The sequence below is a fragment of the Achromobacter sp. 1011811831 genome, from assembly GCF_059760905.1.
This window is the reverse complement of the sequence record NZ_JCBANG010000009.1, coordinates 87,547-109,454: the sequence shown is the minus strand read 5'-3', so window position 1 is coordinate 109,454 and position 21,908 is coordinate 87,547. Positions and strand designations below refer to the sequence as shown.

The window sequence follows — 21,908 nt, the reverse complement described above, 5'->3', positions numbered from 1 at the left end:
CCGGTATTCAGGCGGTCACCGGGTGCCGCGCCTCGTAGGCCGAGGCGAAGGCCGGATCGCGCTGGCGCAGGTCGTCGTGGCTGACCTGGCCGGTGCGGCGCATGTAGTCGTAGGCGAAGTCGACCGGGTCCAGGTGCATCTTGTCGGCCACGTTCTCGTACCAGTCCAGGCTGCGCGCGGCGGCGGCCTGGAAGCTGGACGAGGCCGGGCGGCGCTGCGCCTCGAATACCGCGAAGGCGGCGCGCGCGTCGCCCGGGTGTTGCAGCAGCCCCTGGTGCAGCGCGATCGCGTCCTGCATGGCCATGCGCGTGCCCGAGCCCAGCGAGAAATGCACCGTGCGCAGCGCGTCGCCCAGCAGCACGATGTTCTCGTGCGACCAGCGCTCGTTGCGCACGATGTTCGCCTCGAACCACAGCGAGCGATTGCCCAGCAGCTCGCTGGCGCCCAGGTCCTCGCGGAACACCTCGGCGCAATAGCGCCGGCTGTCGTTCTCGCTGGCCGTGTCCAGGCCGGCGCGGCGCCAGCTGTCCGGATCCACCTCGACCAGGAAGGTGCTCAGGTCCTTGCTGTACTGGTAGCTGTGGGCGATGAAGATGCCGTGCTCGGCCTCGCGGAAGATCAGCGACACGGGGTGGAAGCGCTGGCGCGTGCCGTACCAGGCGAACTTGTTGCGGCGGCGCTCGAAGGCCGGACGGAAATGCTCGGCGTACTGCTTGCGCACCGCGCTGTTGCTGCCGTCGGCGGCGACCACCATGTCGACCTCGCCGGCCAGCCGCGCCACGTCCTCGATGCGCTGCTGGTGGCGGATCTGCACGCCGGCCTCGAGGCAGGCCTGCTCCAGCACGGCCAGCATGTCGATGCGGGACGTGCGCGAGAAATGGTTGCCCTGCACCTGGACGCGCGTGCCTTGATGCACGATTTCCATATAGTCGCAGCGCTCATGGTGCGCCACGAACCTGCCGAAGAAGTCCGGATCGGCCTCGCGCAGGAAGGCCAGGCCGATGTCCGAGAACACCACGCCCCAGCCATAGGTGGCGCCTTGCGGGTTCTGCTCGTAGATCGTGATCTCGTGGCTGGGATCGTGCTTCTTGGCAAGCAGAGAGAAATACAGGCCGGCCGGGCCGGCGCCGATGATGGCGATCTTCATTTGTCAGCGCTCCCGCTGGTGTGCGCCTGCGCGCAGGCTTCCTGGTAAGACAGCAGCCGCGTGCGCAGCGCGTCCGGCACCTCGATCGCGCGCCGCTCGCCGCGGGCCACGCAGATCGGCGTCAGGACGGCGTCGAAGGCGGGCTTGCCGCGCGCGCTGCCGTGGATGTGTAGGGTGTAGGTGCGGGTGCGCACCTCGTGCACCGTGACGCGCATGTCGAATTCCTCGTCCGGCCACAGCGAGGCCTGGAAGTCGAAGGACAGCGCGCGCGTGGGCGTGCCGAAGCCATGCTCGTCCTTGATGCGCTGCGGCGTGCCGTCGAACAGGTAGCCGTAGAACAGCTCGGCGGCCGACAGCACGTATTCGCCGAAGGTGACGGTGTAGACCACGCCGGCGGGGTCGCAGTCGCCCCACTTGACCCGCCGTCGCACCACGAAAGGCCGTTCGCTCACCACGTATTCAGTGCTGGTCATCGTTTTTCTCCCTGGCCTGCCCGGCCTCCTGGTTCAGCATGGCTGCCACGGCCTGGCGCAAGGCGGCCTTGTCCAGCTTGCCGACCTTGGTGACGGGGAAAGCCTCGATGCTCTCGATACGCTCGGGGCACTTGTATTTGGCCAGGCCGCGGCCGGTCAGGAAGGCCGCCAGCTCGGGCACGGTGGGCGCGGCATGGCCCGGCCGCAGGATCACGAACAGGCAGCCCTTTTCGCCGTAGAACGGATCGGGCATGGCCACCAGGCGGGCCTCGGCGATGGCCGGATGCGCGCCGACCTGGGCTTCAACTTCCTCGCAGCCGATCTTCTCGCCGCCGCGATTGATGTTGTCGCGCAGCCGGCCCTCGAACGCGTAGCAGGTCTGGCCGTCCACGACGCGCGCGGTCATCATGTCGCCGCTGCGGTAGAAGCCATCGGACGTGAAGGCGCTGGCATTGGCCTGGGGCGCGTCGAAGAAGCCCGGCAGCGTGGCCGGGCCACGGAAACAGAGTTCGCCGGCTTCGCCTGGCGCGACCGGTTCCTCGGCGCCGGGGCGCAGCAGCCGCAGCTCATCGTCGGGACAGCCGGAGCACCCTTGCGTGTGATGGCGCGCCTGCGCCGGAGCGCTGGCGGGCGAACCCAGCAGCAGCCCTTCGGTGATGCCGAAGAGGTTGGAACAGGGCACGCGCAGATGGGCCTCCAGCCTTTCCGCCGCGCTCATGGTGATGAACAGCCGTAGCGAGCTGAGATCATGGTCGGCCAGGCGGTCGTAGGCCATGATCTGCGGCGCGATGGGGCCGATGGACATGGCGCGGGTGACGCGGTGCCGCTCGATCAGCGTCAGCATGCGCGGCACGTCCACGCGCGGCATCAGCACGGCTGACACGCCCATCGCGACCACGGGAATCAGCACGTATACCTGGGCCGCGTTGTGCAGCAGCGGCAGCGACCAGATGATGCGTTCCTCTTCCTCCATCTGGTAGCCGCGCGCGCAGGCCAGCGCGTGGCCGAGGTACTCGGCATGAAAGCGCGGAATGATCTTGGGCATGCCGGTGGTGCCGCCGGACAGCTGGAAGCTCAGCACGTCCTCGCAGCCGGGGCCTTGCCGCGCCAGCAGGGCCGCGGCCTCGTCCAGCGGCATGGCATCGATCAGCGCCTGCATGGCCGCGTGGGCGCCGGCGTCGCCGCGCGCCACGATCAGGTGCGCCAGCGTGTCGCCGGTGGCCAGCATGGCGCCGGCGAAGGCCACCAGGTCGAAGCTGCCGAAGTCCGCCTGCACGAAGTAGCCGCGCGCCCGCGTCTGCCGGGCCAGCTGGCCGATCTCCAGCTCACGGTGCTGCGGCAGCGTGCAGACGGGCACGATGCCGGCCTTGTAGCAGGCCAGCAGCGCGACCGCCGTGTCCAGCGTCGTGCCCATCTGGAAGATGGCGCGGTCCGACGGGCGCAGGCCCAGCTTCAGCAGCGCCGCGCCCAGCCGTTCGCTGCGCTGGTCCAGCTCCTGGAAGCTCAGGCTGCCTTCGTCGGTGATCAGCGCCGCGCGCTGCGGGCAACGGGCGGCGGTGGCGCGCAGCGCGTCGCCGACCGTGCGGCGTTCCCAGGCGCCGCTGGCGAAATAGCGCCGGGCGCGGTCTTCGGGGTGGTAGGTCACGCCCTCTATGGGGCAGCGTATGTCTCGCATGTCTGTCTCCTCTTGCCGCGGCGCTATCTGGCGGCCGGCGAAATCTGCACGCGGTCGCGGTCGAACACGTCGATGGTGCCGCGCACCCCGCCCGTGAACAGGCCATACCAGACCGCCGGCTTCAGGCCCAGGGTCTTGCGGCGGAACTCCAGCGGGCCGTCGGCGACGATGCAGTCGAATTCGTCCGCCGGCACCACGGCGCAGTCGGGGCGGCGCGCGGCGTCCTCGATCAGCGCGGAGAATTCCTCGACGCGCGGCACGAAGATGCGCACGCCGGATCCGGCCGCTTCGTCCCGCGCGTCCAGCCGGGCCTCCAGCAGCGCGGCCTTGCGCGCCCAGATGTCATCCACCTGCCGCACGCGCCGTCCCTGCGATTCGGCGTCGGCCTCGGCCTGCATGGCCGCCTGCAGGGTCAGCGCCGCGTCGGCCGCGTCGATACCGGCCAGCGGGCGCAGCTTGCGGGTGAATTCGATGAAGTAGCCGTTGGGGTCGCGCACGTAGATCGATTCGATGACTTCGTGCCGGGTCTCCACCGACACGTCCAGTCCGGCATCCTGCAACTTCTGCTTCCAGGCTTTGAGCTCATCCTCGCTCTCGACCTGCCAGGCGGTGTGGGTGGCGTCGGCGACGTGATCCTCGGGCAGCGGCCGCGAGGCCGCCCTTCCGCGCATGGCTTCCGGCTCCTCGGAGCCCAGGTAGTAGAAGAACGCGATGGTGCTGCCGCGTCCGCTGTCGAAGAAGAAGTGCAGGAAATCTGGATGGGTCGCGGGGCCCCAGCCGCGCGCCGAGATGACGTGCACCAGCGGCAGTCCCAGGATGTCGCGGTAGAAATGCACGGTCTCGCGCAGCTTCCAGGTGGGGCGGGCGGTGTGGTCCACGCCATGCAGGCGCAGCGCGGGGGAGGTCGTGGCGGTCATGATCGGTTCCATGGATGTCGGGTTACAGAAAGCGCGCGCGCAGCCACGCCGCCAGCTCGCGCCCCGCCGCGTAGCGGCCGGGCTCCTCGCCCTCGGCCAGCGCGCGGCCGTGGTGGTCTCCGCGAATGCGCAGGTGGGTCTTGTCGGCGGCGGGAATCGCGTCGTGGATGGCGCGCACGTCGGAAGGAAAGCAGGCCTGGTCGCCCGTGTATTCGATGATCAGCGTGGGCTGGACGATGCCCTGGGCCGTGCGCGCCAGGCTGGCGTTGGACGACAGGCCGGACCAGGTGGACAGCCAGCTTTCCGGCGTGCAGAAGCGGGCGAAACCGACCGCGCCGTAGTTCGATGCATAGGGATCCTTGCCCCACAGCGAACCGGGATGGCGATCGGACGGGTCCAGGCTCAGGTCCAGGCAGCGCAGGTCGGCGTCGCTGCGCCAGACCACCATCACGGGCGTGTGCGCGGCCCGGCGGCGCAGTTCGGGCGAGGGCTCCGTCTGCTCCTTGAGCGCGGCGCGCGCCTGCATGCGCTCGGCGATCATCCGCCGCGCCTGCTCGTCCAGGCGCGCCACGCGCTGGCGCTGCGCCTCGCGGTAGCGCTCGACGAAAGCCGGCGCGTAGCGGGCGCGGCCGCCGGGCAGGTAGCCGTTGGCGGGCGCCAGCGGATCCAGTTCAGCAGCGACCGACAGCGCGTCGTTCTCGTCGGCGACGGACGGATCGATGCAGTTCAGCAGCAGCGCGCCCTGGCCGGGATGAGGGCCGATCAGCACCATGCCGTCGACCGTGGGCATGTCCAGCTCGTTGAGCCCGCTGCGCTTGCCGCCGGGCGTGCGGGCGATCCGTTCGGCCGTCGGCAGGCCCGACTGGTGCGCGTAGAAGGCATAGAGCCCGGCGCCGCCCGAATTGCCCAGCAGGACGATGCGCCTGAAACCCAGGCCGCGCAGATGGGTCAGGCCGGCGGCCACGTCCAGCAGGGCGGTTTCGTGCTCCAGCCGCAGGTCGTTGCCGACCGAGCGGGCGCCCTGCGACCAGGCCGCGCAACCCGCCCCGACGATATCGGGAATCAGGTAGTGACAGGCCATGAACTCGCGCGGATGCATCACGCACACCACGGTGTCGGGCCGGGGGCCGGCGGGCAGGTAGAGCGATCCGGAGGTGGCGGCGCCGTCGGCGGTGCGCAGCACGACATTGCGGGTGGAGGCGCCCGGCGGCAGGTCGCGGGGGTTCCAGTCGGTGTTCAGGAAGCCAGCGGTGACGTGGCTGGAAGGACTGCCGGAAGTCATATCCGTCTCCTTGGATAGTCGTTTCGGGGTTCGATTTGTCAGATTAGACAAATATTTGACTTTGATGTCAATCAAAGTCGAAAAACTGACGCTGTGGTCAAATCGGACGGATGTCCGCGTTGCGCGGACCCCGGGAGCGGGGCCGGCCGGCGCGCCCGCTCATGCCACGATCCGCCCGCGCCGGGCGGCCATAGAAAAGGAAAAATGCCACCGTGACAGACGCAAGCACCAAGGGAAGCCTGAAAGGCGAGGCGCTGCGCAGCGCCATCCTCGACGCCGCCGCCACGCTGTTCATCGAGCGCGGCACCGGCGGCACCAGCATGCAGGACATCGCCGAGGCGCTGGGCCTGAGCCGCACCGCCGTCTATTACTACTTCAAGAACAAGGACGCGATCCTGCGCGCGCTGACCGAAGAGGTACTGAACACGGCGCGCAAGCTGGCGGGCGACACGGTGGCGCGCGCCGACCTGGATCCGGTCCAGGCGCTGGGCGCGCTGGTGACCCAGCATGCCGACCTGATCCTGTCGCGACCGGCGGAATTCCGCGTGGCCGACCGTACCGAGGGCGACATGACGCCCAAGCAGCGTGCGGCCCTGCAGGCGGCGCGGCGCAGCCTGCTGGAGAACTTCAGCGTGGTCATTGAAAAGGGCGTGCGCGATGGCCAGTTCCGCATGGTCGATCCGCACATCGCGGCCGTCAGCCTGATCGGCATGTGCAACTGGTCGGCCTGGTGGTACAAGCCGGACGGCCGCCTGAGCCGCGCCGAGGTCGCCGCCATCATGGCGGACATGGCGGTGCGCTCGCTGCTGCGCGACGAGGCGCGCCGCACGCGCAGCCCCGACGTCAGCGAGTCGTTGCGGTTGCTGCGCGAGGACCTGGCGTATCTGGAGAAGCTGGTGCTGCCGGAAGGGAAGGGGCCAGACGTTCGTCGCGGCTAGGCTGGAGCCGGGATTCTCCCGGATTTGGTCTGATTTTTTCCGGCCCGTGCCGGGGACTTCTGCGGATCTCGTAATCCTACGATTTGCCCGACCGAATTCCTCCGCTACGTTGTTGTTCCGCCGTGTACCTGGCGGGGGCAGCGGTAATGGACAGGGGAATTCATGCGGCAGGCTTGGCGCGCATGGAACGTTGGCGCGTGGGCCGTGCTCGGTCTGTGGTCGATAGGCGTTCCGACATGGGCTCAGATACCGGACAACGCGGCGCAGGAACTCCTGCGCCAGCAGGAGCGCGAACGCGCGCTGCGCGAGCAATTGGAAGCGCCGCCGGACGAGCGCCTGCCGAGGCCGGTTCCGGCCTTGCCCGGGCGTCTGCCCCAGCACGAGCAACCCTGCTTTCCCATCGTGCAGATCCGGCTCGACGGCGAGGAGGCGGAACGTTTCCACTGGGCCTTGCGGGAGGGCGATCCGGCCGATGACCGCGCGACCGGCCGCTGCCTGGGCTCGGCCGGCATCAATGTGGTGATGGCCCGCATCCAGAACGCCATCATCGCGCGCGGCTTCGTCACCACGCGGGTCCTGGCCCGGCCGCAGGACCTCAAGACGGGCGCGCTGGTCCTGACGGTCGTGCCGGGCCGCATCCGCGACATCCGTTACGCGCCCGGCACGTCACTGAAAGCCACCGCCTGGAATGCCGTCCCCGCGCGGCGCGGCGAGCTGCTCAACCTGCGCGACATCGAGCAGGCGCTCGAGAATTTCAAGCGCGTCCCCACCGTGGAAGCCGACATCCAGATCGTTCCCGCCGAAGGCGCCGATGCCCGGCCCGGCGACAGCGATCTCGTCATTGCCTGGCGGCAACGTTCCTTTCCGGTACGGATAAGCGCCACGCTGGACGACTCCGGCGGCAAGACCACCGGCAAGCTGCAGGGCGGCATCACGGTCTCGCTCGATGACCTGCTGATGTGGAACGACCTGCTCTACGCCAATTTCAACCATGACGTGTTCAACGGCAACACCCGTGGCACGCGCGGCTATACGGCGCACTACAGCGTGCCATATGGCTACTGGACGCTGGCCGCCACCCTGGGCGGCTACAAGTACCGCCAGACGGTCGCCGGCTTCAGCCAGAACTATGTCTACAGCGGCTCCAGCGACAACGCCGAGCTGCGCCTGTCCCGACTGGTCTATCGCGACGCGAGCCGCAAGACCGGTCTCCATGCCCGATTGTGGATGCGCAAATCGGGCAACTACATCGACGACACCGAAATCGAGGTCCAGCGCCGCCGCACGGGCGGCTGGGAACTGGGCCTGAATCATCGGGAGTACCTGGGCGCGAGCACGCTGGACATGAACCTTGCCTATCGTCGCGGCACCGGCGCCTTTCGCGCGATGCCGGCGCCGGAGGAGGACTTCGGCGAAGGCACGTCGCGGATGCAGGTCATCACGGCCGATGCCCAATGGCTGATTCCGTTCCCGCTTGGCGCGCAGCGCGCCCGCTATATCGGCAGCTGGCGCGCCCAGTGGAACCGCACGCCGCTCGCGCCGCAGGATCGGTTCTCCATCGGCGGACGCTACACCGTGCGCGGCTTCGACGGCGAACTGACACTGATGGGCGAGCGCGGCTGGGTGTTGCGCAATGAAATCGGACTGCCGGTGGGCGCGGGCCAGGAACTCTACGCGGGGGCCGACTATGGCCATGTGGCCGGCCCGTCCACGCGCTGGCTCCAGGGGCGCAACCTGGCCGGCGCGGTCATCGGCGTGCGCGGCGGCGCCAAGGGCTTCCAGTGGGATCTCTTCGCCGGCGCGCCGTTGGCCAGGCCCAAGGGCTTCCAGACCGCCGCCGTGACCACCGGCTTCAACCTGAGCTGGTCCTACTGAACGCCGCGGCCTATGCCCAAGCAAGGAAAGTGACGCCATGAACAAGCACCTTTACCGCATCGTTTTCAACCGGGCGCTGGGCCTGTTCCAGGTTGTCGCGGAAATCGCGCGGCGCGATGGACCGGGCGCCGGCGCCGGCAGCACCGCTGCCGGCAGCCGCTTTCTTGCCACGCTCAAGCCCTTGCGCCTTGCCCTGGCGCTTGCGCTCGGCCAGGCCATCATCGTCCCGTTCGCCCACGCCCAGGTCGTGGCCGATCCCGGCGCGCCCGGCAACCAACGCCCGACCGTATTGCAAGCGCCCAACGGCGTACCGCTGGTGAACATCCAGACCCCCAGCGCCGCCGGCGTGTCGCGCAATGCCTACAGGCAGTTCGACGTCGACCAGCAAGGCGCCATCCTGAACAACTCGCGCGCCAACACGCAGACCGAACTGGGCGGATGGGTGCAGGGCAATCCGTGGCTGGCGCGCGGCGCCGCCCGCGTCATTCTCAACGAGGTGAATTCCAGCAATCCCAGCCAGTTGCGCGGCTATGTCGAAGTGGCGGGCAACCGCGCGCAGCTCGTCATCGCCAATCCGGCGGGCATTTCCTGCGATGGCTGCGGCTTCATCAATGCCGACCGCGCCACCGTCACCACTGGCCGGCCCATCATCAATGGCGGCTCGCTGGAGGGCTACCGGGTGCAGGGCGGCGCCATCCAGGTCCAGGGCAAGGGCATGGACGCCCGGGGCGCGAATTACACCGACCTGATCGCCCGCTCGGTGGAGGTGAACGCCGGCATCTGGGCGCGGCAACTGCAAGTCACGGCCGGCGGCAACGAGGTCAGCGTCGACCACGCCCGGGTGCAAAAGACCGCCGCCAGCGGCGACGCGCCGGCCTTCGCGCTGGATGTGGGCGCGCTGGGCGGCATGTACAGCCAGAAGATCGTGCTGGTCGGCACCGAGCACGGCGTGGGCATGCGCAACGCCGGCGCCATCGGCGCGCAGGCCGGCCAGCTGGTCGTCACGGTCGATGGCCGCCTGGAAAACAGCGGCACGATGCAGGCCGGGACGGATACCCGGATCGACGCCAGCGGCGGTCTCGCCAATGCCGGCACCCTCAGCGCCGGTCGCGAACTGGCCGTGAACACGCCGCGGGATATCGACAACCGCCAGGGCACGCTCAATGCCCGCCGCATCAGCGTCGATGCGCGGTCGCTGCGCAACCGGGACGGCACCATCGAACAGACCGGTCTCCAGGACCTGGTCCTGCGCGCCGCCCAGACCAGCAACCGCGACGGCGGCCGTATCGGACTCTTGGCAGCCGACGCCGGCACGCCCGCGGACAAGGAAACCTCCCCGGGCGGCAGCGCAGGCGGCGCGGGCGGCGCAACGGCAGGAAGCAGCGGTGGACAGGGTGAAGGGAACGTCGGCGGCGGCCAGACTGGCGTCGACGCCGCGCCGCTGGCAAATGGCGTGCTCAACATCAGCGCCACGCTCGACAATGACGGCGGTCGCATCCTCGCCAGCGGTCAGATCGACCTGCGCGCGCAAGCGGGCCTGGACAACGACGGCGGACACCTGGGCGTGAACCGGCTCGACGTCAGCGGCGGCGATCTGAATAATCGCCGGGGTGAACTCCGGATCGGGGGCGATGCCCGTCTCCAGGTCGGGCAACTGCGCAACGACGCCGGTCAGTTGCTGGCGGCTGGCGCGTTCGACCTGCGCGCGCAAGACGTCTCCAACCGGGGCGGCACGGTCCTGCACAGCGGCACAACCGACACCGGGCTGGCGGTCCTGGGCAAGCTCGACAACAGCGGCGGCGCGCTGGCCAGCAATGCGCAGCGTCTGACCATCGACGCCGGCCGGTTGGTCAATGAAGACGGCAAGATCACCCATGCCGGCACCGGCGGCCTGATGCTCAATGCCGGTCGCGTCGATGGCGCGCGCGGCGAGACGGTCACGGCGGGCGCGGCGACATTGCGCCTGGGCGTGGTCGACCATCGCCAGGCAGCCCTCAGCGCCAGCCAGATCGACCTGGCCGCGCAGTCCTTCGACAATCGCGGCGGCAAGCTCATCGCCACGGGAGCGGATGCCAGCCGCATCGCCGCCGCCGAGATTCTCGACAATGGCGACGGCGGGGTCATCGCCGGCAATGGCGACCTGGCCCTGCGCGCCGGCACGCTCGCCAACACACGCGGCCAGATCCTGCACGCCGGCGACGGCCGGCTGGACATCGCCGCGCGGACCCTGCTGGGTGCGCAAGGCACGATCACCAGCAATGGCGGGCTGGCGCTGACGGGCGAGACCACGGACTTGACCGGCGCCGCCACACAGGCGCAAGCCATCCGGATCGATACCGGCACGCTGACCAACGTTGGCGGCAAGCTCGCCGCCAGCGGTAACGCCCCGCTGGAACTGACGACGCGCGGCGCGCTGGACAATCAGGGTGGCGTCATCGCCAGCAATGGCGCGCTGAACCTGTCGGCGCGATCCCTGGGCAATCGGGACGGCACGATCCAGTCCGCCGGGCTGGACGCGACCCGCGTCACGGTCCGGCAGGTCATGGACAATGTCGGCGGCACCCTGCTCGCGGCTGGCAGGACCGTGGTCAATGCGGGTGAGCTGGACAACCGAGGCGGCAAGGTGCTGGCGTCCGGCGACGCCGGCCTGTCGCTGGCTGTGGCGGGTCATCTCGATAACCAGGCCAGCGGCCTCATTGCCAGCAGCGGCAGCGCACAAGTCACCGCCGCCACGCTGGACAATCGCGGCGGCGTCATCAACGCCACCGGCCCGCTGCAAACCTCCGTCCAGCAGGAGCTGGACAACCGTGGCGGCAAAGTGGTCAGCGCCGCCGCTCTCGGCATCCTGGCGAAAACACTGGACAATCGCGCCGCTGGCATCGTGGTCTCCACCACTGGCGCCCTCACGGTGGACACCCGTGGCCGCACCGAGAATCGCGGCGGCACGTTGCAAGGCGGCGATGTCGTCCTCGCCAATGCCGGGTTGGACAATACGCAGGGCACCGTACTGGGCGCGTCCGTGACGGTCGACACCCGTCAGGCCGCGCTCGACAACACCGGCGGCACCCTCGCCAGCACGCGTGGCGACGTGACCATAGCTAGCGGCGCGCTGACCAACACCGGCGGCCTGCTTCAGTCCGCGCAAGCCATGCGCGTGGATACCCACGGCCAGGCGCTGATCAATACCGACGCTGGCAGCGCCGGCGGCATCCTGAGCGGCGCCGCGCTGGCGTTGACCAGCGGCGACCTGGATAACTGGGGTGGCTTGATTCAAGGCCAGGGCGATGTCAACGCGCGCAGTGGCAGCATCGACAACACATCCGGTCAGCTGGGCGGTAACGCGAATGTCGCTATCAACGCCGCGGCGCTCGGCAACGGTGGCGGCAAGATCCAGGCAGGCAAGGACCTGAGCGCCACGCTCGCCGCCATGGCGGACAATACCAGCGGTCTGATGGTCGCGGGTGGCGATCTGACGGTCAGCGCCGCACAGATACGCAATCGCGACACACAAAGCGCGGACGACAGCAAGCCGCTCGGCTTGCAGGGCAACAGCGTCGTCCTGACGGCCGATCACACTGACAATACTGGCGGTCTCGTCGCCGCTGATCAGCGCATCAGCATCCAGGGCAAGGGTAGCGTGCTGGAGAACACGCGCGGCAGCCTGTCATCAGGCGGCGCTATTGTGGTCGACGTCGGGCAACTGCTCAATCACGCGGGTACGCTGCTTGCCGGCCGCGCCTTGGACATCGCGGCGGACACCGTGAGCGGCAACGGCAGCCTGTTGTCCAAGGGCGATCTCACGCTCGCCTTGCGGCAGGGCCAGGCCAATGACCAGACCATCACGGCCAATGGCCGCGCGCGCATCAGCGCGGCGGGCACATGGACCAACCGGAGCGTGGTGCGCGCGAACGATCTGGACGTGCGCGGCACCCACATCGACAACAGCGTGACCGGCGAGATGAGCGGCGCGCGCAGCGCCCGCATCGTCGCGGATGGCACGCTGACCAATCGTGGCCTGATCGACGGCGGCCAGGCCCGCATCGAGGCCGCCACCGTCGACAACCTGGGCAGTGGCCGCATCTATGGCGACCGCCTGGCAATCCAGGCCGACACCCTGCGCAACCGCGAGGAAGGCGACAAGGCCGCCGTCATCGCCGCGCGCCAGCGGCTGGATATCGGCGCCAGCGTCATCAACAATCGTGAAAAGGCGCTGATATTCAGCGCGGGTGGCGGCGGCGATGCGCTGAACATCGGCGGCGCGCTGGATGCCGATAGCGCGGCGACCGGCCGCGCCAATCTCGTCCTCAATGAAAGCGCCACCATCGAATCGCTGGGCAGCATGATGCTGGAGACGGACCGCCTGCTCAATGCCAATCTGCATTTCCGCACGGAAGTGGTCCAGGTCGGCGGGCCGGTCAAGTACCTGTACATCCAGCCCGAGGGCGATCGCGACAAGACTCTCGTCGATGAATATCGCTGGGAGCGCTGGAGCAAGGCGGGCAGGTACCGCCACAAGGAGACCGGCCGGGAGATACGCAACTGGACGCAGTACGACGTGACGCAGACCGAGTACCGCACGCAAGTCGCCGAGAGCGCTCCCGCGCTGATCCGCGCGGGCGGCAACCTCACGCTGCGCGGCAATGAACTGATCAACGACAAGAGCCAGATCATCGTAGGTGGCGTCTTGCTGGGCGATGTGGGCCGACTCGACAACGTCGCCGCCCTGGGCGAACACATCGTCCGGCAGATCGGCACCAGCCAATTCACGCGTTCACGCTGGCGCGGAGGCACGAGGTGGTATTTCGACCGGAAATGGGATCGCAAGATCGCCTACACCCCCGCCGACACGGTGCAGACGATCACGCTGGATGTCTCCAAGGTGGTGCAGAACGCCGTCGCCGGCGGCAGCGGCCATGTCATTGACGGCCGGCAGGCCGGGCAGGTGGGCGGCGCGATCGAGGCCAGCGCCGGCGCGACGGGAGAAACCCTCCGCAGGTCCATCACCGAGGTGCAGGCGACCGTCTCCGATCCGCGCGGCCCGGGCCGTGGCGACGTCAACACCGCGAGCAGCGCCAGCGGCAATGCGCCGATCCGCGTCCGCACCGTCCAGGTGGACACCGATGCCCCCGCCGCCAGCCTGTTCCGCAGCAGTCCGGGCGCGGGCGGTTACCTGGTCGAGACCGATCCGCGCTTCGCCAACTACCGCAACTGGCTCAGCTCCGACTACATGCTGTCCCAGCTGGGCTACGACCCGACCACCGTGCACAAGCGCCTGGGCGACGGATTCTACGAACAGAAGCTGGTGCGCGACCAGATCGGCCAGCTCACCGGCCGCCGTTTCCTGGACGGCTACGCCGACGACGAAGCGCAGTACCGCGCGCTGCTGAACGCGGGCAGCACCTACGCTCAGGCCTGGAACCTGCGCCCCGGCGTGGCGCTGACCGCCGCGCAGATGGCGCAGCTGACCAGCGATATCGTCTGGCTGGTGGAACGGGAAGTGACGCTGGCCGACGGCACGGTCACGCGCGCCCTGGTGCCGCAGGTCTATGTGCGGGTGAAGGCGGGCGACATCGACGGCAATGGAACCCTGTTGGCCGCCAAGGCCATCGACCTCAAGCTCAAGGGCGACCTGGTCAACGCCGGCACCATCGCGGGGCGCACAGCGGTCAGGCTGACCGGCGAGAACCTGCGCAACCTGGGCGGACGCATCAGCGGCGATGCCGTGGCGCTCACGGCCCGCAACGATCTGGACAACATCGGCGGCACGCTCGACGCGGGCTCGACGCTGCTGCTCAATGCCGGGCGCGATCTCAACATCCTCAGCACCACGCGCGGCGACGCCAGGCGGGCAGGCGCGAGCGATTTCAGCCGCACCAACATCGACCGCGTGGCGGGCCTGTACGTCAGCAACCCGAACGGCATCCTGCTGGCCTCGGCGGGCCGTGACGCCACGCTGATGGCGGCGCAACTGATCAACAGCGGCAAGGACAGCCAGACCGCCATCGTCGCGGGCCGCGACCTGACGCTGGGCACGGTCAAGATCGCCGCGCAGGAGAACAACGTCCGCAATGCCAGCAACTATCTCAAGCAAGGCTATGAGCGCGATGTGGGCAGCGCCATCACGACGACCGGCGAGGTTCGCCTGCAGGCTGGCCGCGACCTGAACGCCGTTGCCGCCAATGTCACCAGCGAGCAGGGGGCGGTGATCGCGGTGGCCCAAGGCGATGTGAACATCCAGGCGGGCGTCGCGGACAGCAACTGGAGCGAAGGCCGCCAGCACAGCTCGCGCAGCCTGCTGGGCTCCAAGACCAAGACCACCCGCGCCAGCCTGGAGGAAACGCAGGCCGTGTCCAGCACCTTCAGCGGCAACACCGTCGCGGTGCAGGGCCGGAACGTGACTGTCACCGGCAGCAACGTGGTGTCCGACGCGGGCACGACGATCGTCGCCCGCAACGACCTGACGATCCAGGGGGCCACCGAGACCGCCAGCCAGAGCCAGTTCAAGGAGACCAGGACCAGCGGTTTCCTCTACAACGGCGGCGTCGCCTTCACCCTCGGCAGCCAGATGCAGAGCGTGGATCGCAAGGACGTCAGCACGCGCACCGCCGCGTCCACCGTGGGCGCCACGACGGGCGATGTCACGCTGGTGGCGGGCAATCAGTATCAACAGATCGGCAGCAAGGTCCTGGCGCCGCAGGGCGACATCGACATCCACGCCCAGCGTGTCGATATCGTCGAGGCGCGGGAAACCGGCAAGAGCGTTGAACAGAACCGGTTCCGCCAGTCCGGCCTGACCGTGGCGCTGACTTCGCCAATTCTCTCTGCGCTGCAGACCGGCCAGCAGATGGCGAGCGCGGCCAGCCAGACGTCCGATGGGCGCATGCAGGCGCTGGCCGGCGCCGCCACGGGACTGGCGGCCAAGAACGCCTACGATGCGGTGCAGGCCGACCCCAAGGCCGCGGGCGGCGTCAATATCTCGATCACGGTGGGCGCCAGCAAGAGCGACAGCAAGTCCACGACCACCTACGACACCGCCGCCGGCTCGACCGTGGCCGCGGGCGGCGACGTGCGCATCAGCGCGACCGGCGCCGGACGGGATTCAGACCTGACGGTGCGCGGCAGCAACATCAGCGCGGGCGGCAACGCCGTGCTCAAGGCCGACGGCGACATCAATCTGCTGGCGGCCAGGAACACGCAGGAGACCGACCGCAAGAGCAGCAGCGCCAGCGCGGGGGTGGGCGTGGCGATCTCCCTGGGCTCGAATGGCGCGGCATTCGGGGTGACCGCCAATGCCAGTGGAGGCCGGGGCAAGGGCGAAGGCAAGGACGTGACCTGGACCAACACGCAGGTCAGCGCGGGCGAGGGCCTGACGCTGGTCTCGGGCGGCGACACCACGCTGCGCGGCGCGGTTGCCAGTGGCAGGCAGGTGGTGGCCGACGTGGGCGGCAATCTTGCCATCGAAAGCCTGCAAGACACGAGCACGTTCAAGAGCAAGGACCAGAGCATCGGCGGCAGCGTGACGGTGGGCGCGGGCTTTGCGGCCAGCGGCAGCTATGCCAGCACCAAGGTGGATGGTGATTTCGCCAGCGTTGTCGAGCAGTCCCGCATCGCGGCCGGCGACGGCGGCTTTCAAGTCAAGGTGGGGGGCAATACCGATCTCAAGGGCGCGGCGATCACTTCAGCCGAGTCCGCCGTAATGAATGGCCGGAATACCCTCGAGACTGGCAGCCTGACCGCCAGTGATATCGAGAACTACAGCAAGTACAAGGCGACGGGCGTCAGCCTGTCGGGCGGATTCAGCGTCGCCGGAGGGGGTGACAAGAAGTCGGACGGCAAGACCGAAGGCGACCGAGGCGCCAAGGAGCCGGATAAGGTCGCCGCCACCAACGTCGTGGGCAAGGGCAGCACATGGTCCGTGCAGAACTTCGGCAACAGCGCCAGCGCGGGCGCGCCGGGCATGAGCGTGCGCAAGGGCAGCGAAAGCAGCCTGACCCAGAGCGACATCAGCGGCGCCGCCGTGACGATCACCGATATGAATGCGCAAAGGGAGCGCACCGGCAAGACCGCCGACCAGGTGCTGGCGATGCTGGATCGAAGCATCCTGACGGGCGATGGGTCTGGCGGGCTGACCAAGAAATGGGATGGTGAGCAACTGCGCCGACAGGTCCAGGCGGAAGCCGAAATCGTCGCGGCGTTCAGTCAGCAGGCGGGACAGGCAATCCAGAGCTACACGGAGAAAAAGCGCGCGGAGCTTCGAGAGCAGATCAAGGCCACGGACGATCCTGACAAGATCCGGGGGCTTCAGACGCAGATCAATGAGCTCAATACGCAGGAGCGCTTGCTGAACGTGGCTGTGGGTGCGTTGGGCGGATCGGGCGGAGTCGCGGCGCTGCAGGCGGGGCTGTCGGAAGCGGCGGATCGCATGCGACAGTACACGATTGAGGATTCGAAGAAATTTCCTGGTATCCGCGACGAGGACACGATCTGGGATAACCAGAGTGGTAGAAGCTCTGGAATTCGTGGCGATGAATTCAAGACGGCGGGCACGAGGGTGGTTTTGGATGCCGTGTGTGGCACGATGAATGAGCGGTGCAAGACAGAAAAAGACGCCGGAGGTCAAGATGTTTTGGATGAAAAGGGTATTCCGAAGCTTATGACGGATGAGGCGGGAAATATTGAGTTTGATAGAGTCAAGGCAAGAATGACTCTAGCTCAATTTAAAGAGACTGCGGACGGTAAGAGGGCAGCAGGATTAACAGGAGGTAATCAGGGTGGTCCTGGAACACTTGCCGGTAGACCATATTCGCCAGGTGGGTTTCTTGATTTCTTACATGAAGCCTTTGGCGGGACACATGATTTTATCGGTGGCACCCTGAGTGGGTACTATGACGAGCAGGGCAATGCTAGGCGTGGTCTCACCCCTATGCAGGAACGGTTGTATGGGGTTTGGAGTGGAATTGCTCTTGTGCCCTCGACGCCATTTGCTTTGTCAGAAGCATTGCCGCCACAAGCGTGGAAGGCTCTGGATATCTTGCTGAGGATGAGCCGATGAGAGCGATGCTAAGACTTACTATTGCGTCCTTTCTTGTGCTGCTGGCAACTGGCTGCTATATCACTAGAAAGGGAGAGATATGTAGTATCACTATGCCGCAAATATACTGCGACCGAGAGGCATATGACCGGCTAACTAAACCAGGTACGGCGATGCAGGAGTGGTCGCTAGGTGACCGGTCTGAGGATGTTCGAGTTAAGGATTGGATGGAATGTGGCGGAACTTCAAGTGGGCGTTATGGTCTGGTAGCACTTCCAAATGGGAAGAGACGGACTGGAGAGCAAATACGGCAAGAGTCAGACGCTCTATTCAAGGAAATTCAGCGCTGTATGCTGAAGAAAAATTACCAATTTATCGGGGAATGTTATGACAACGATGTCTCCCGCTCATTGCCGGCCTGCGGCGCTCCATGATCATCCACTCGGCAATCAGACTCGGTATTGCGATCGGAGTCCTGCTGCTGGTGGCTGGCTGCTACATCACCAGAAAGGGAGAGATTTGTAGCATTACCATGCCGCAAGCCTATTGCGACCGAGATCTGTACAACAGTGTGACCAAACCCGGAACGACCATAGAGAAGTGGTCGCTTATCGGTCGAACAACAGAGGCCCGACTTAAAGATTGGATGGAATGCGGCGGAACTTCGGGAGGACGTTATGGTATTGAGGTGTTTCCAAATGGAGAAAGTCGTACTTCGAAAGAAATTCAAAGGGATTCAGATGATTTGTCTCGCCAGACTCAGCGTTGCATGTTGAAGAAAAACTACCAATACATAGGCGAGTGCTATGACAACAAAATATCCCGCTCATTACCAGCCTGCGGTGCGCCTTGATTCTTCCTGGTCATGAAGTTCAGTGACATTGTGCTTGTTCGGTAATCCCCTATATGTACTGAGATGCTATTTTCCTGACGCCGGTCGTGCGGTGCTGGTTTCCCTCCAGTTGCAAGAACAATTCGAACGGTTGCTGATCGGGCCTGCCGAAGTATTCCCTGCCGTTGTCCGAGAGCAAAGTTTCGATGCGCAGGCCTTGCTGCTCGCCCTGCGGCAAGCTGGCCATGGCAGTCCTGGGCGGGTTGCAGCTAACCCTCGCCCACGCCCTGAACGAACCGACGAAGAACGCGTCGACGGCCGCCAGCGCGCTCGTGTGTTGCCCCTCTATTTGACGTGCGCGAAGCCCTCCGCGCCATGCCGCTCACGCTTGTGCGGACGTGACTTGCGGAATTTCATACACCAGCTTGGCGTACAGATCGTTCAGGTACCGCATGCGCCGCGTTTCTGAAAAACCCAAGCCCAGATAGAACCTTGCCAGGTTGGGCTTGCCTACATCGGCCAGCAGGCCGACCTTGTGCAAGCCTACAGCTCCAGCCTCCCTGATGACGGCGCGCACCAACTGCTTGGCGATACCGCCGCCCCGGTGGTCGGGATCGACCGCCAGCGAGTCAATGTAGATTTCGTCGTCGTCGGACTCTCGCGCAAGCTCGCCTACCTGGCCGTCCGGCGGCGCGTAGCGGTTTTCATCCGCTCCCTTGAAGTAAAGGATGCAGCCGACAACCTGGCCGTTCTTGCGCGCGACCATCACATTCTCGACGTTGAAGTACACGTCGGCGCGCGAGAAGTCTCGTTCGTAGTGGAGCAAGGCTTCGGGCAGGCTCGCCTGCCCCGAGATTTCCAGGATGGCATCTTCGTCAGCCAGGGCGATAAGGCGCACGGCCGCCTTGGCGTCGGTGACTTGTGCCTTTTCGATCTTCAGTTCCGTCATCATGGAAAAGCCGCATATCTGGTGTACTGAGATGATACCCAGCCGTCGCCAGTCCCAAGCCGGTGTTTGCTTAAGCAGCCTCGGTGAACACGTCCTCTGGATGGTGATCCATCCGGATGCCGCGACTCTTCATCTGCCCATGACGCTGCTTTCCTCAAAATCTTATATGCGCGAGCGCGCATGAATTCCGCCGGCCTGATTATCGCGAATACCACTTTCGTGCATTTTCGATCGATTGATTGCCAAGGCACTTGATCCGCGGATCACGCTCATTCCTAGTTCCCTCAGACATTTTCCAGTCATCGCAAACCTCACCGGTTACTTCGTCTGATTTGCCTTGCGGAAGCCCGCAAGCAGCGTCACAAGCGAAGACGGAATCGGTAGCATCTCCCCGTGCCCATTGCCTCGCAATCCAGATGCTCGTCACTTCATCGGCGTGCTGGTGATGCGAAGGCGGGTGCGGCGCGGACAAGAGGCATGAATAGAAAAGGGGGGAATAAAAACTCAACATTGCATGCGCTAGCAGGGATCCGTGAGCGGCCATGTCCTGGCTGTCGGAAGTTTTCGCTCATCGCGGGCGTGGCGCGCCTTGATCCGCGTCTTTGACGTCCAGATGAAAAAGCAGCATTAAGCCCGGTGTATTCAAAAAAAGGATCTGATAATGAAATTTCTATTGTCTGCATTGACTGTTCTACTGACTTCGACAAGCGCCCTCGCCGCGGGCTATGACTGGTCCGGCGCCTATCTCGGCGGGCAGATGGGCTACGCCTCGGGCACGTCCCGCTACAGCAGCGATATCGATGAGCAGCTCAAGTTCAGCCCGGATGGATTCCTGGGCGGCATCTACGGCGGCTACAACCACCAGTTCAGCAACAACATGGTGCTGGGCCTGGATGCGGATTTCAGCCTTGCGAATATCAAGAACAATGGCAAGTACTACGACGGTGGCACCCGCGATCCCGAAGTGGGAACGTCGATCAAGATGCGCTGGAATGGCGCGGCCCGGATCCGTGCAGGCTATGCCGTCGATCGGTTCCTGCCGTACGTCGCGGCGGGTCTTTCCTATGGGAAATACAAGCTGTCGGTCTGGGATGAGGAAGGCAGCATGCTGGATGTATCGAAGACGCGCACGGGCTGGACCATCGGCGCGGGCCTGGACTACGCCGTGACCGACAACCTGATCGCGCGCGTCGAATATCGCTATTCCGATTTCGGCAAGGCCAAGATTTTCAGCGACGTGTCCGATTCCCTCAGCTTCAAGACGCACGACGTGCGTCTGGGTATCGCCTACAAGTTCTGAGGCGCGCCGACTGCATCAGACAGCCGGGTCGAGCGGCGCGGGCAGGGCCATTGCAGCGGGCTCTGCCCGCGTTCTTTTTTCCAGGGTTTTCCGGCTTGTCCAGGGCCTTGCCTCAGGCCGGCCCGATCACCTGCCAGGCTTAGAACAGCCGACCCTCGGCCGAATTCGCCTGCGCCAGCCCCGTCAGCAGTTTCTTCACCGGCGCCGGCAGCGCGGTGGCTGCCAGTTCATCGGCCGGCACCCAGCGCGACGGCGGGCCGCCTTCGCGCAGCGCGGCCGAGCGCACTTCCACCCACCACGGCCGGATATGCAGCCGGTAGTGCGTGAAGGTATGCGAGAACGCGGCCAGCGCGCTGTGACGCTCCGGTTCCAGGCCCAGTGCCCGGGACGCCGCGCCGGGATCGCCGGCCGCGTCGAATTCGGGCAGGCTCCACAGCCCGCCCCAGATGCCAGGCTCGGGTCGCTGCTGCAACAGGTAGGCGCCATTCCATTGCAGCACCAGCATTGCGGTTTCGCGTTCGGGCACCGCCTTGCGCGCCTTGGGCGTGGGCAGCTCGGCCTGGCGGCCTTCGCGCCTGGCCATGCAGGTATCGGCCACCGGGCACTTGTCACAGGCCGGCTTGCCGCGCGTACAGAGCGTGGCGCCCAGGTCCATCAGGCCCTGGGTATAGGCGGCCATGTCCAGGTCCGGCGCCACTTCGACCTGCGTGTCGGCCAGTGCCCACAGGCGCTGTTCGACCTCGCGCTTGGACGGATCGCCGGCGATGCCGAAGTGGCGCGTGAACACGCGCTTGACGTTGCCGTCCAGGATTGGTGAACGCTCGCCGTAGGCGAAGGCGGCGATGGCGGCCGCCGTGGAGCGGCCGATGCCCGGCAGGGTGGCGATGGCTTCGGCCGTGGGTGGGAAGCGGCCCTGCCAGTCGCGCGCGATCTCCTGCGCGCAGCGGTGCAGGTTGCGGGCGCGCGCGTAGTAGCCCAGGCCGGCCCAGTACGGCATCATGTCTTCCTGAGTGGCGGCGGCCAGCGCGGCCACGTCGGGAAAGCGGGCCAGGAAGCGTTCGTAGTACGGGATCACGGTGGCGACCTGGGTCTGCTGCAGCATGATCTCCGACAGCCAGATGCGGTACGGATCGCGAGTGTTCTGCCAGGGGAGATCGTGGCGGCCGTGCAGGCGCTGCCAGGCGACGATGCGGGGAGAAAATTCCATCGTGAAAGTATAAGGCCCACCCCGAAGCGCCTGCGGCGCTTCCCCTCAAGGGGCGCCGTGGCGGACCGGCGGAGCCGGATCCGCGCGGCCGCGTTTGTGCGGCGTCAGGGGCTGGCGCGGCGACGGCTCGTGTGTCCGGCGTGGCTGTTTGCCTTGGCTGTCGAGGCGGCATTCCGGGTTCATGGGACGCGCGATGCAGGCGTGCGGCGGCGCGCGCTTGAATGCATAATGGCCGCAGGCGTCCAGGACGCCTTCCTGTTTGCCAAAGGAGGAAGCCGGAGC

Annotated in this window: 13 protein-coding genes; 5 read left to right on the top strand and 8 right to left on the bottom strand. The window is 66.5% G+C overall.

The window, feature by feature from the left end; translation table 11 throughout:
* Positions 1-7: 7 nt before the first annotated feature.
* Genes AC6LJ9_RS05945 through AC6LJ9_RS05925 form a run of 5 tightly spaced genes read right to left on the bottom strand, consistent with a single transcriptional unit; the run spans position 8 to position 5,494 of the window.
* Positions 8-1,147: an FAD-dependent monooxygenase gene (locus AC6LJ9_RS05945; RefSeq protein ID WP_498146822.1), complete on the bottom strand. Its 1,140-nt coding sequence runs from the start codon at positions 1,145-1,147 to the stop codon at positions 8-10.
* A complete protein-coding gene (locus AC6LJ9_RS05940) occupies positions 1,144-1,620 on the bottom strand; it encodes an acyl-CoA thioesterase (RefSeq protein ID WP_498146821.1) in 477 nt (158 codons plus the stop codon). Before AC6LJ9_RS05940 ends, AC6LJ9_RS05945 begins: the two co-directional genes overlap by 4 nt.
* Entirely contained in the window at positions 1,607-3,295 is a 1,689-nt protein-coding gene (locus AC6LJ9_RS05935; RefSeq protein WP_498146820.1) for an AMP-binding protein, read from the bottom strand. Before AC6LJ9_RS05935 ends, AC6LJ9_RS05940 begins: the two co-directional genes overlap by 14 nt.
* Positions 3,296-3,318: 23 nt before the next feature.
* Positions 3,319-4,212, bottom strand: coding sequence for a VOC family protein (locus tag AC6LJ9_RS05930; protein WP_498146819.1), 894 nt, complete (start codon positions 4,210-4,212; stop codon positions 3,319-3,321).
* A gap of 22 nt (positions 4,213-4,234) precedes the next feature.
* Entirely contained in the window at positions 4,235-5,494 is a 1,260-nt protein-coding gene (locus tag AC6LJ9_RS05925; protein WP_498146818.1) for an alpha/beta fold hydrolase, read from the bottom strand.
* Positions 5,495-5,706: 212 nt separating this feature from the next.
* Between AC6LJ9_RS05925 and AC6LJ9_RS05920 the strand changes: the two genes are divergently transcribed.
* The 4 genes from AC6LJ9_RS05920 to AC6LJ9_RS05905 all read left to right on the top strand — a co-directional run bounded on the left by AC6LJ9_RS05920 (position 5,707) and on the right by AC6LJ9_RS05905 (position 18,191).
* Positions 5,707-6,432: a TetR/AcrR family transcriptional regulator gene (locus AC6LJ9_RS05920; protein ID WP_498146817.1), complete on the top strand. Its 726-nt coding sequence runs from the start codon at positions 5,707-5,709 to the stop codon at positions 6,430-6,432.
* A gap of 162 nt (positions 6,433-6,594) precedes the next feature.
* Positions 6,595-8,307 carry a ShlB/FhaC/HecB family hemolysin secretion/activation protein gene (locus AC6LJ9_RS05915; RefSeq protein ID WP_498146816.1) on the top strand — a complete coding sequence of 571 codons (1,713 nt, stop codon included), beginning with the start codon at positions 6,595-6,597 and terminating at the stop codon, positions 8,305-8,307.
* A 37-nt stretch (positions 8,308-8,344) separates the two neighbouring features.
* Positions 8,345-17,359, top strand: a complete 9,015-nt coding sequence (locus AC6LJ9_RS05910; protein WP_498146815.1) for a two-partner secretion domain-containing protein — start codon at positions 8,345-8,347, stop codon at positions 17,357-17,359.
* Between the two features lie 409 nt (positions 17,360-17,768).
* Entirely contained in the window at positions 17,769-18,191 is a 423-nt protein-coding gene (locus AC6LJ9_RS05905; protein WP_498146814.1) for a hypothetical protein, read from the top strand.
* Positions 18,192-18,240: 49 nt separating this feature from the next.
* Here AC6LJ9_RS05905 and AC6LJ9_RS05900 read toward each other — a convergent pair whose 3' ends face one another.
* Both AC6LJ9_RS05900 and AC6LJ9_RS05895 read right to left on the bottom strand, forming a co-directional pair.
* Positions 18,241-18,417 carry a hypothetical protein gene (locus tag AC6LJ9_RS05900; RefSeq protein ID WP_498146813.1) on the bottom strand — a complete coding sequence of 59 codons (177 nt, stop codon included), beginning with the start codon at positions 18,415-18,417 and terminating at the stop codon, positions 18,241-18,243.
* Positions 18,418-18,552: 135 nt separating this feature from the next.
* A complete protein-coding gene (locus AC6LJ9_RS05895) occupies positions 18,553-19,122 on the bottom strand; it encodes a GNAT family N-acetyltransferase (protein WP_498146812.1) in 570 nt (189 codons plus the stop codon).
* Between the two features lie 658 nt (positions 19,123-19,780).
* Between AC6LJ9_RS05895 and AC6LJ9_RS05890 the strand changes: the two genes are divergently transcribed.
* The gene (locus AC6LJ9_RS05890; RefSeq protein ID WP_498146811.1) at positions 19,781-20,419 is read left to right on the top strand and encodes an outer membrane protein; all 639 of its coding nucleotides are present in this window, start codon (positions 19,781-19,783) and stop codon (positions 20,417-20,419) included.
* A gap of 139 nt (positions 20,420-20,558) precedes the next feature.
* Here AC6LJ9_RS05890 and mutY read toward each other — a convergent pair whose 3' ends face one another.
* Positions 20,559-21,626: an A/G-specific adenine glycosylase gene (gene mutY, locus AC6LJ9_RS05885; protein ID WP_498146810.1), complete on the bottom strand. Its 1,068-nt coding sequence runs from the start codon at positions 21,624-21,626 to the stop codon at positions 20,559-20,561.
* Positions 21,627-21,908: the final 282 nt, after the last annotated feature.

Excerpts from the sequence above, each read along its gene's own strand:
- AC6LJ9_RS05945 (WP_498146822.1), bottom strand. The coding sequence starts at position 1,147 with ATGAAGATCGCCATCATCGGCGCCGGCCCGGCCGGCCTGTATTTCTCT.
- AC6LJ9_RS05940 (WP_498146821.1), bottom strand. The coding sequence starts at position 1,620 with ATGACCAGCACTGAATACGTGGTGAGCGAACGGCCTTTCGTGGTGCGA.
- AC6LJ9_RS05935 (WP_498146820.1), bottom strand. The coding sequence starts at position 3,295 with ATGCGAGACATACGCTGCCCCATAGAGGGCGTGACCTACCACCCCGAA.
- AC6LJ9_RS05930 (WP_498146819.1), bottom strand. The coding sequence starts at position 4,212 with ATGACCGCCACGACCTCCCCCGCGCTGCGCCTGCATGGCGTGGACCAC.
- AC6LJ9_RS05925 (WP_498146818.1), bottom strand. The coding sequence starts at position 5,494 with ATGACTTCCGGCAGTCCTTCCAGCCACGTCACCGCTGGCTTCCTGAAC.
- AC6LJ9_RS05915 (WP_498146816.1), top strand. The coding sequence starts at position 6,595 with ATGCGGCAGGCTTGGCGCGCATGGAACGTTGGCGCGTGGGCCGTGCTC.
- AC6LJ9_RS05910 (WP_498146815.1), top strand. The coding sequence starts at position 8,345 with ATGAACAAGCACCTTTACCGCATCGTTTTCAACCGGGCGCTGGGCCTG.
- AC6LJ9_RS05905 (WP_498146814.1), top strand. The coding sequence starts at position 17,769 with ATGATCATCCACTCGGCAATCAGACTCGGTATTGCGATCGGAGTCCTG.
- AC6LJ9_RS05900 (WP_498146813.1), bottom strand. The coding sequence starts at position 18,417 with ATGGCCAGCTTGCCGCAGGGCGAGCAGCAAGGCCTGCGCATCGAAACT.
- AC6LJ9_RS05895 (WP_498146812.1), bottom strand. The coding sequence starts at position 19,122 with ATGATGACGGAACTGAAGATCGAAAAGGCACAAGTCACCGACGCCAAG.
- AC6LJ9_RS05890 (WP_498146811.1), top strand. The coding sequence starts at position 19,781 with ATGAAATTTCTATTGTCTGCATTGACTGTTCTACTGACTTCGACAAGC.
- mutY (WP_498146810.1), bottom strand. The coding sequence starts at position 21,626 with ATGGAATTTTCTCCCCGCATCGTCGCCTGGCAGCGCCTGCACGGCCGC.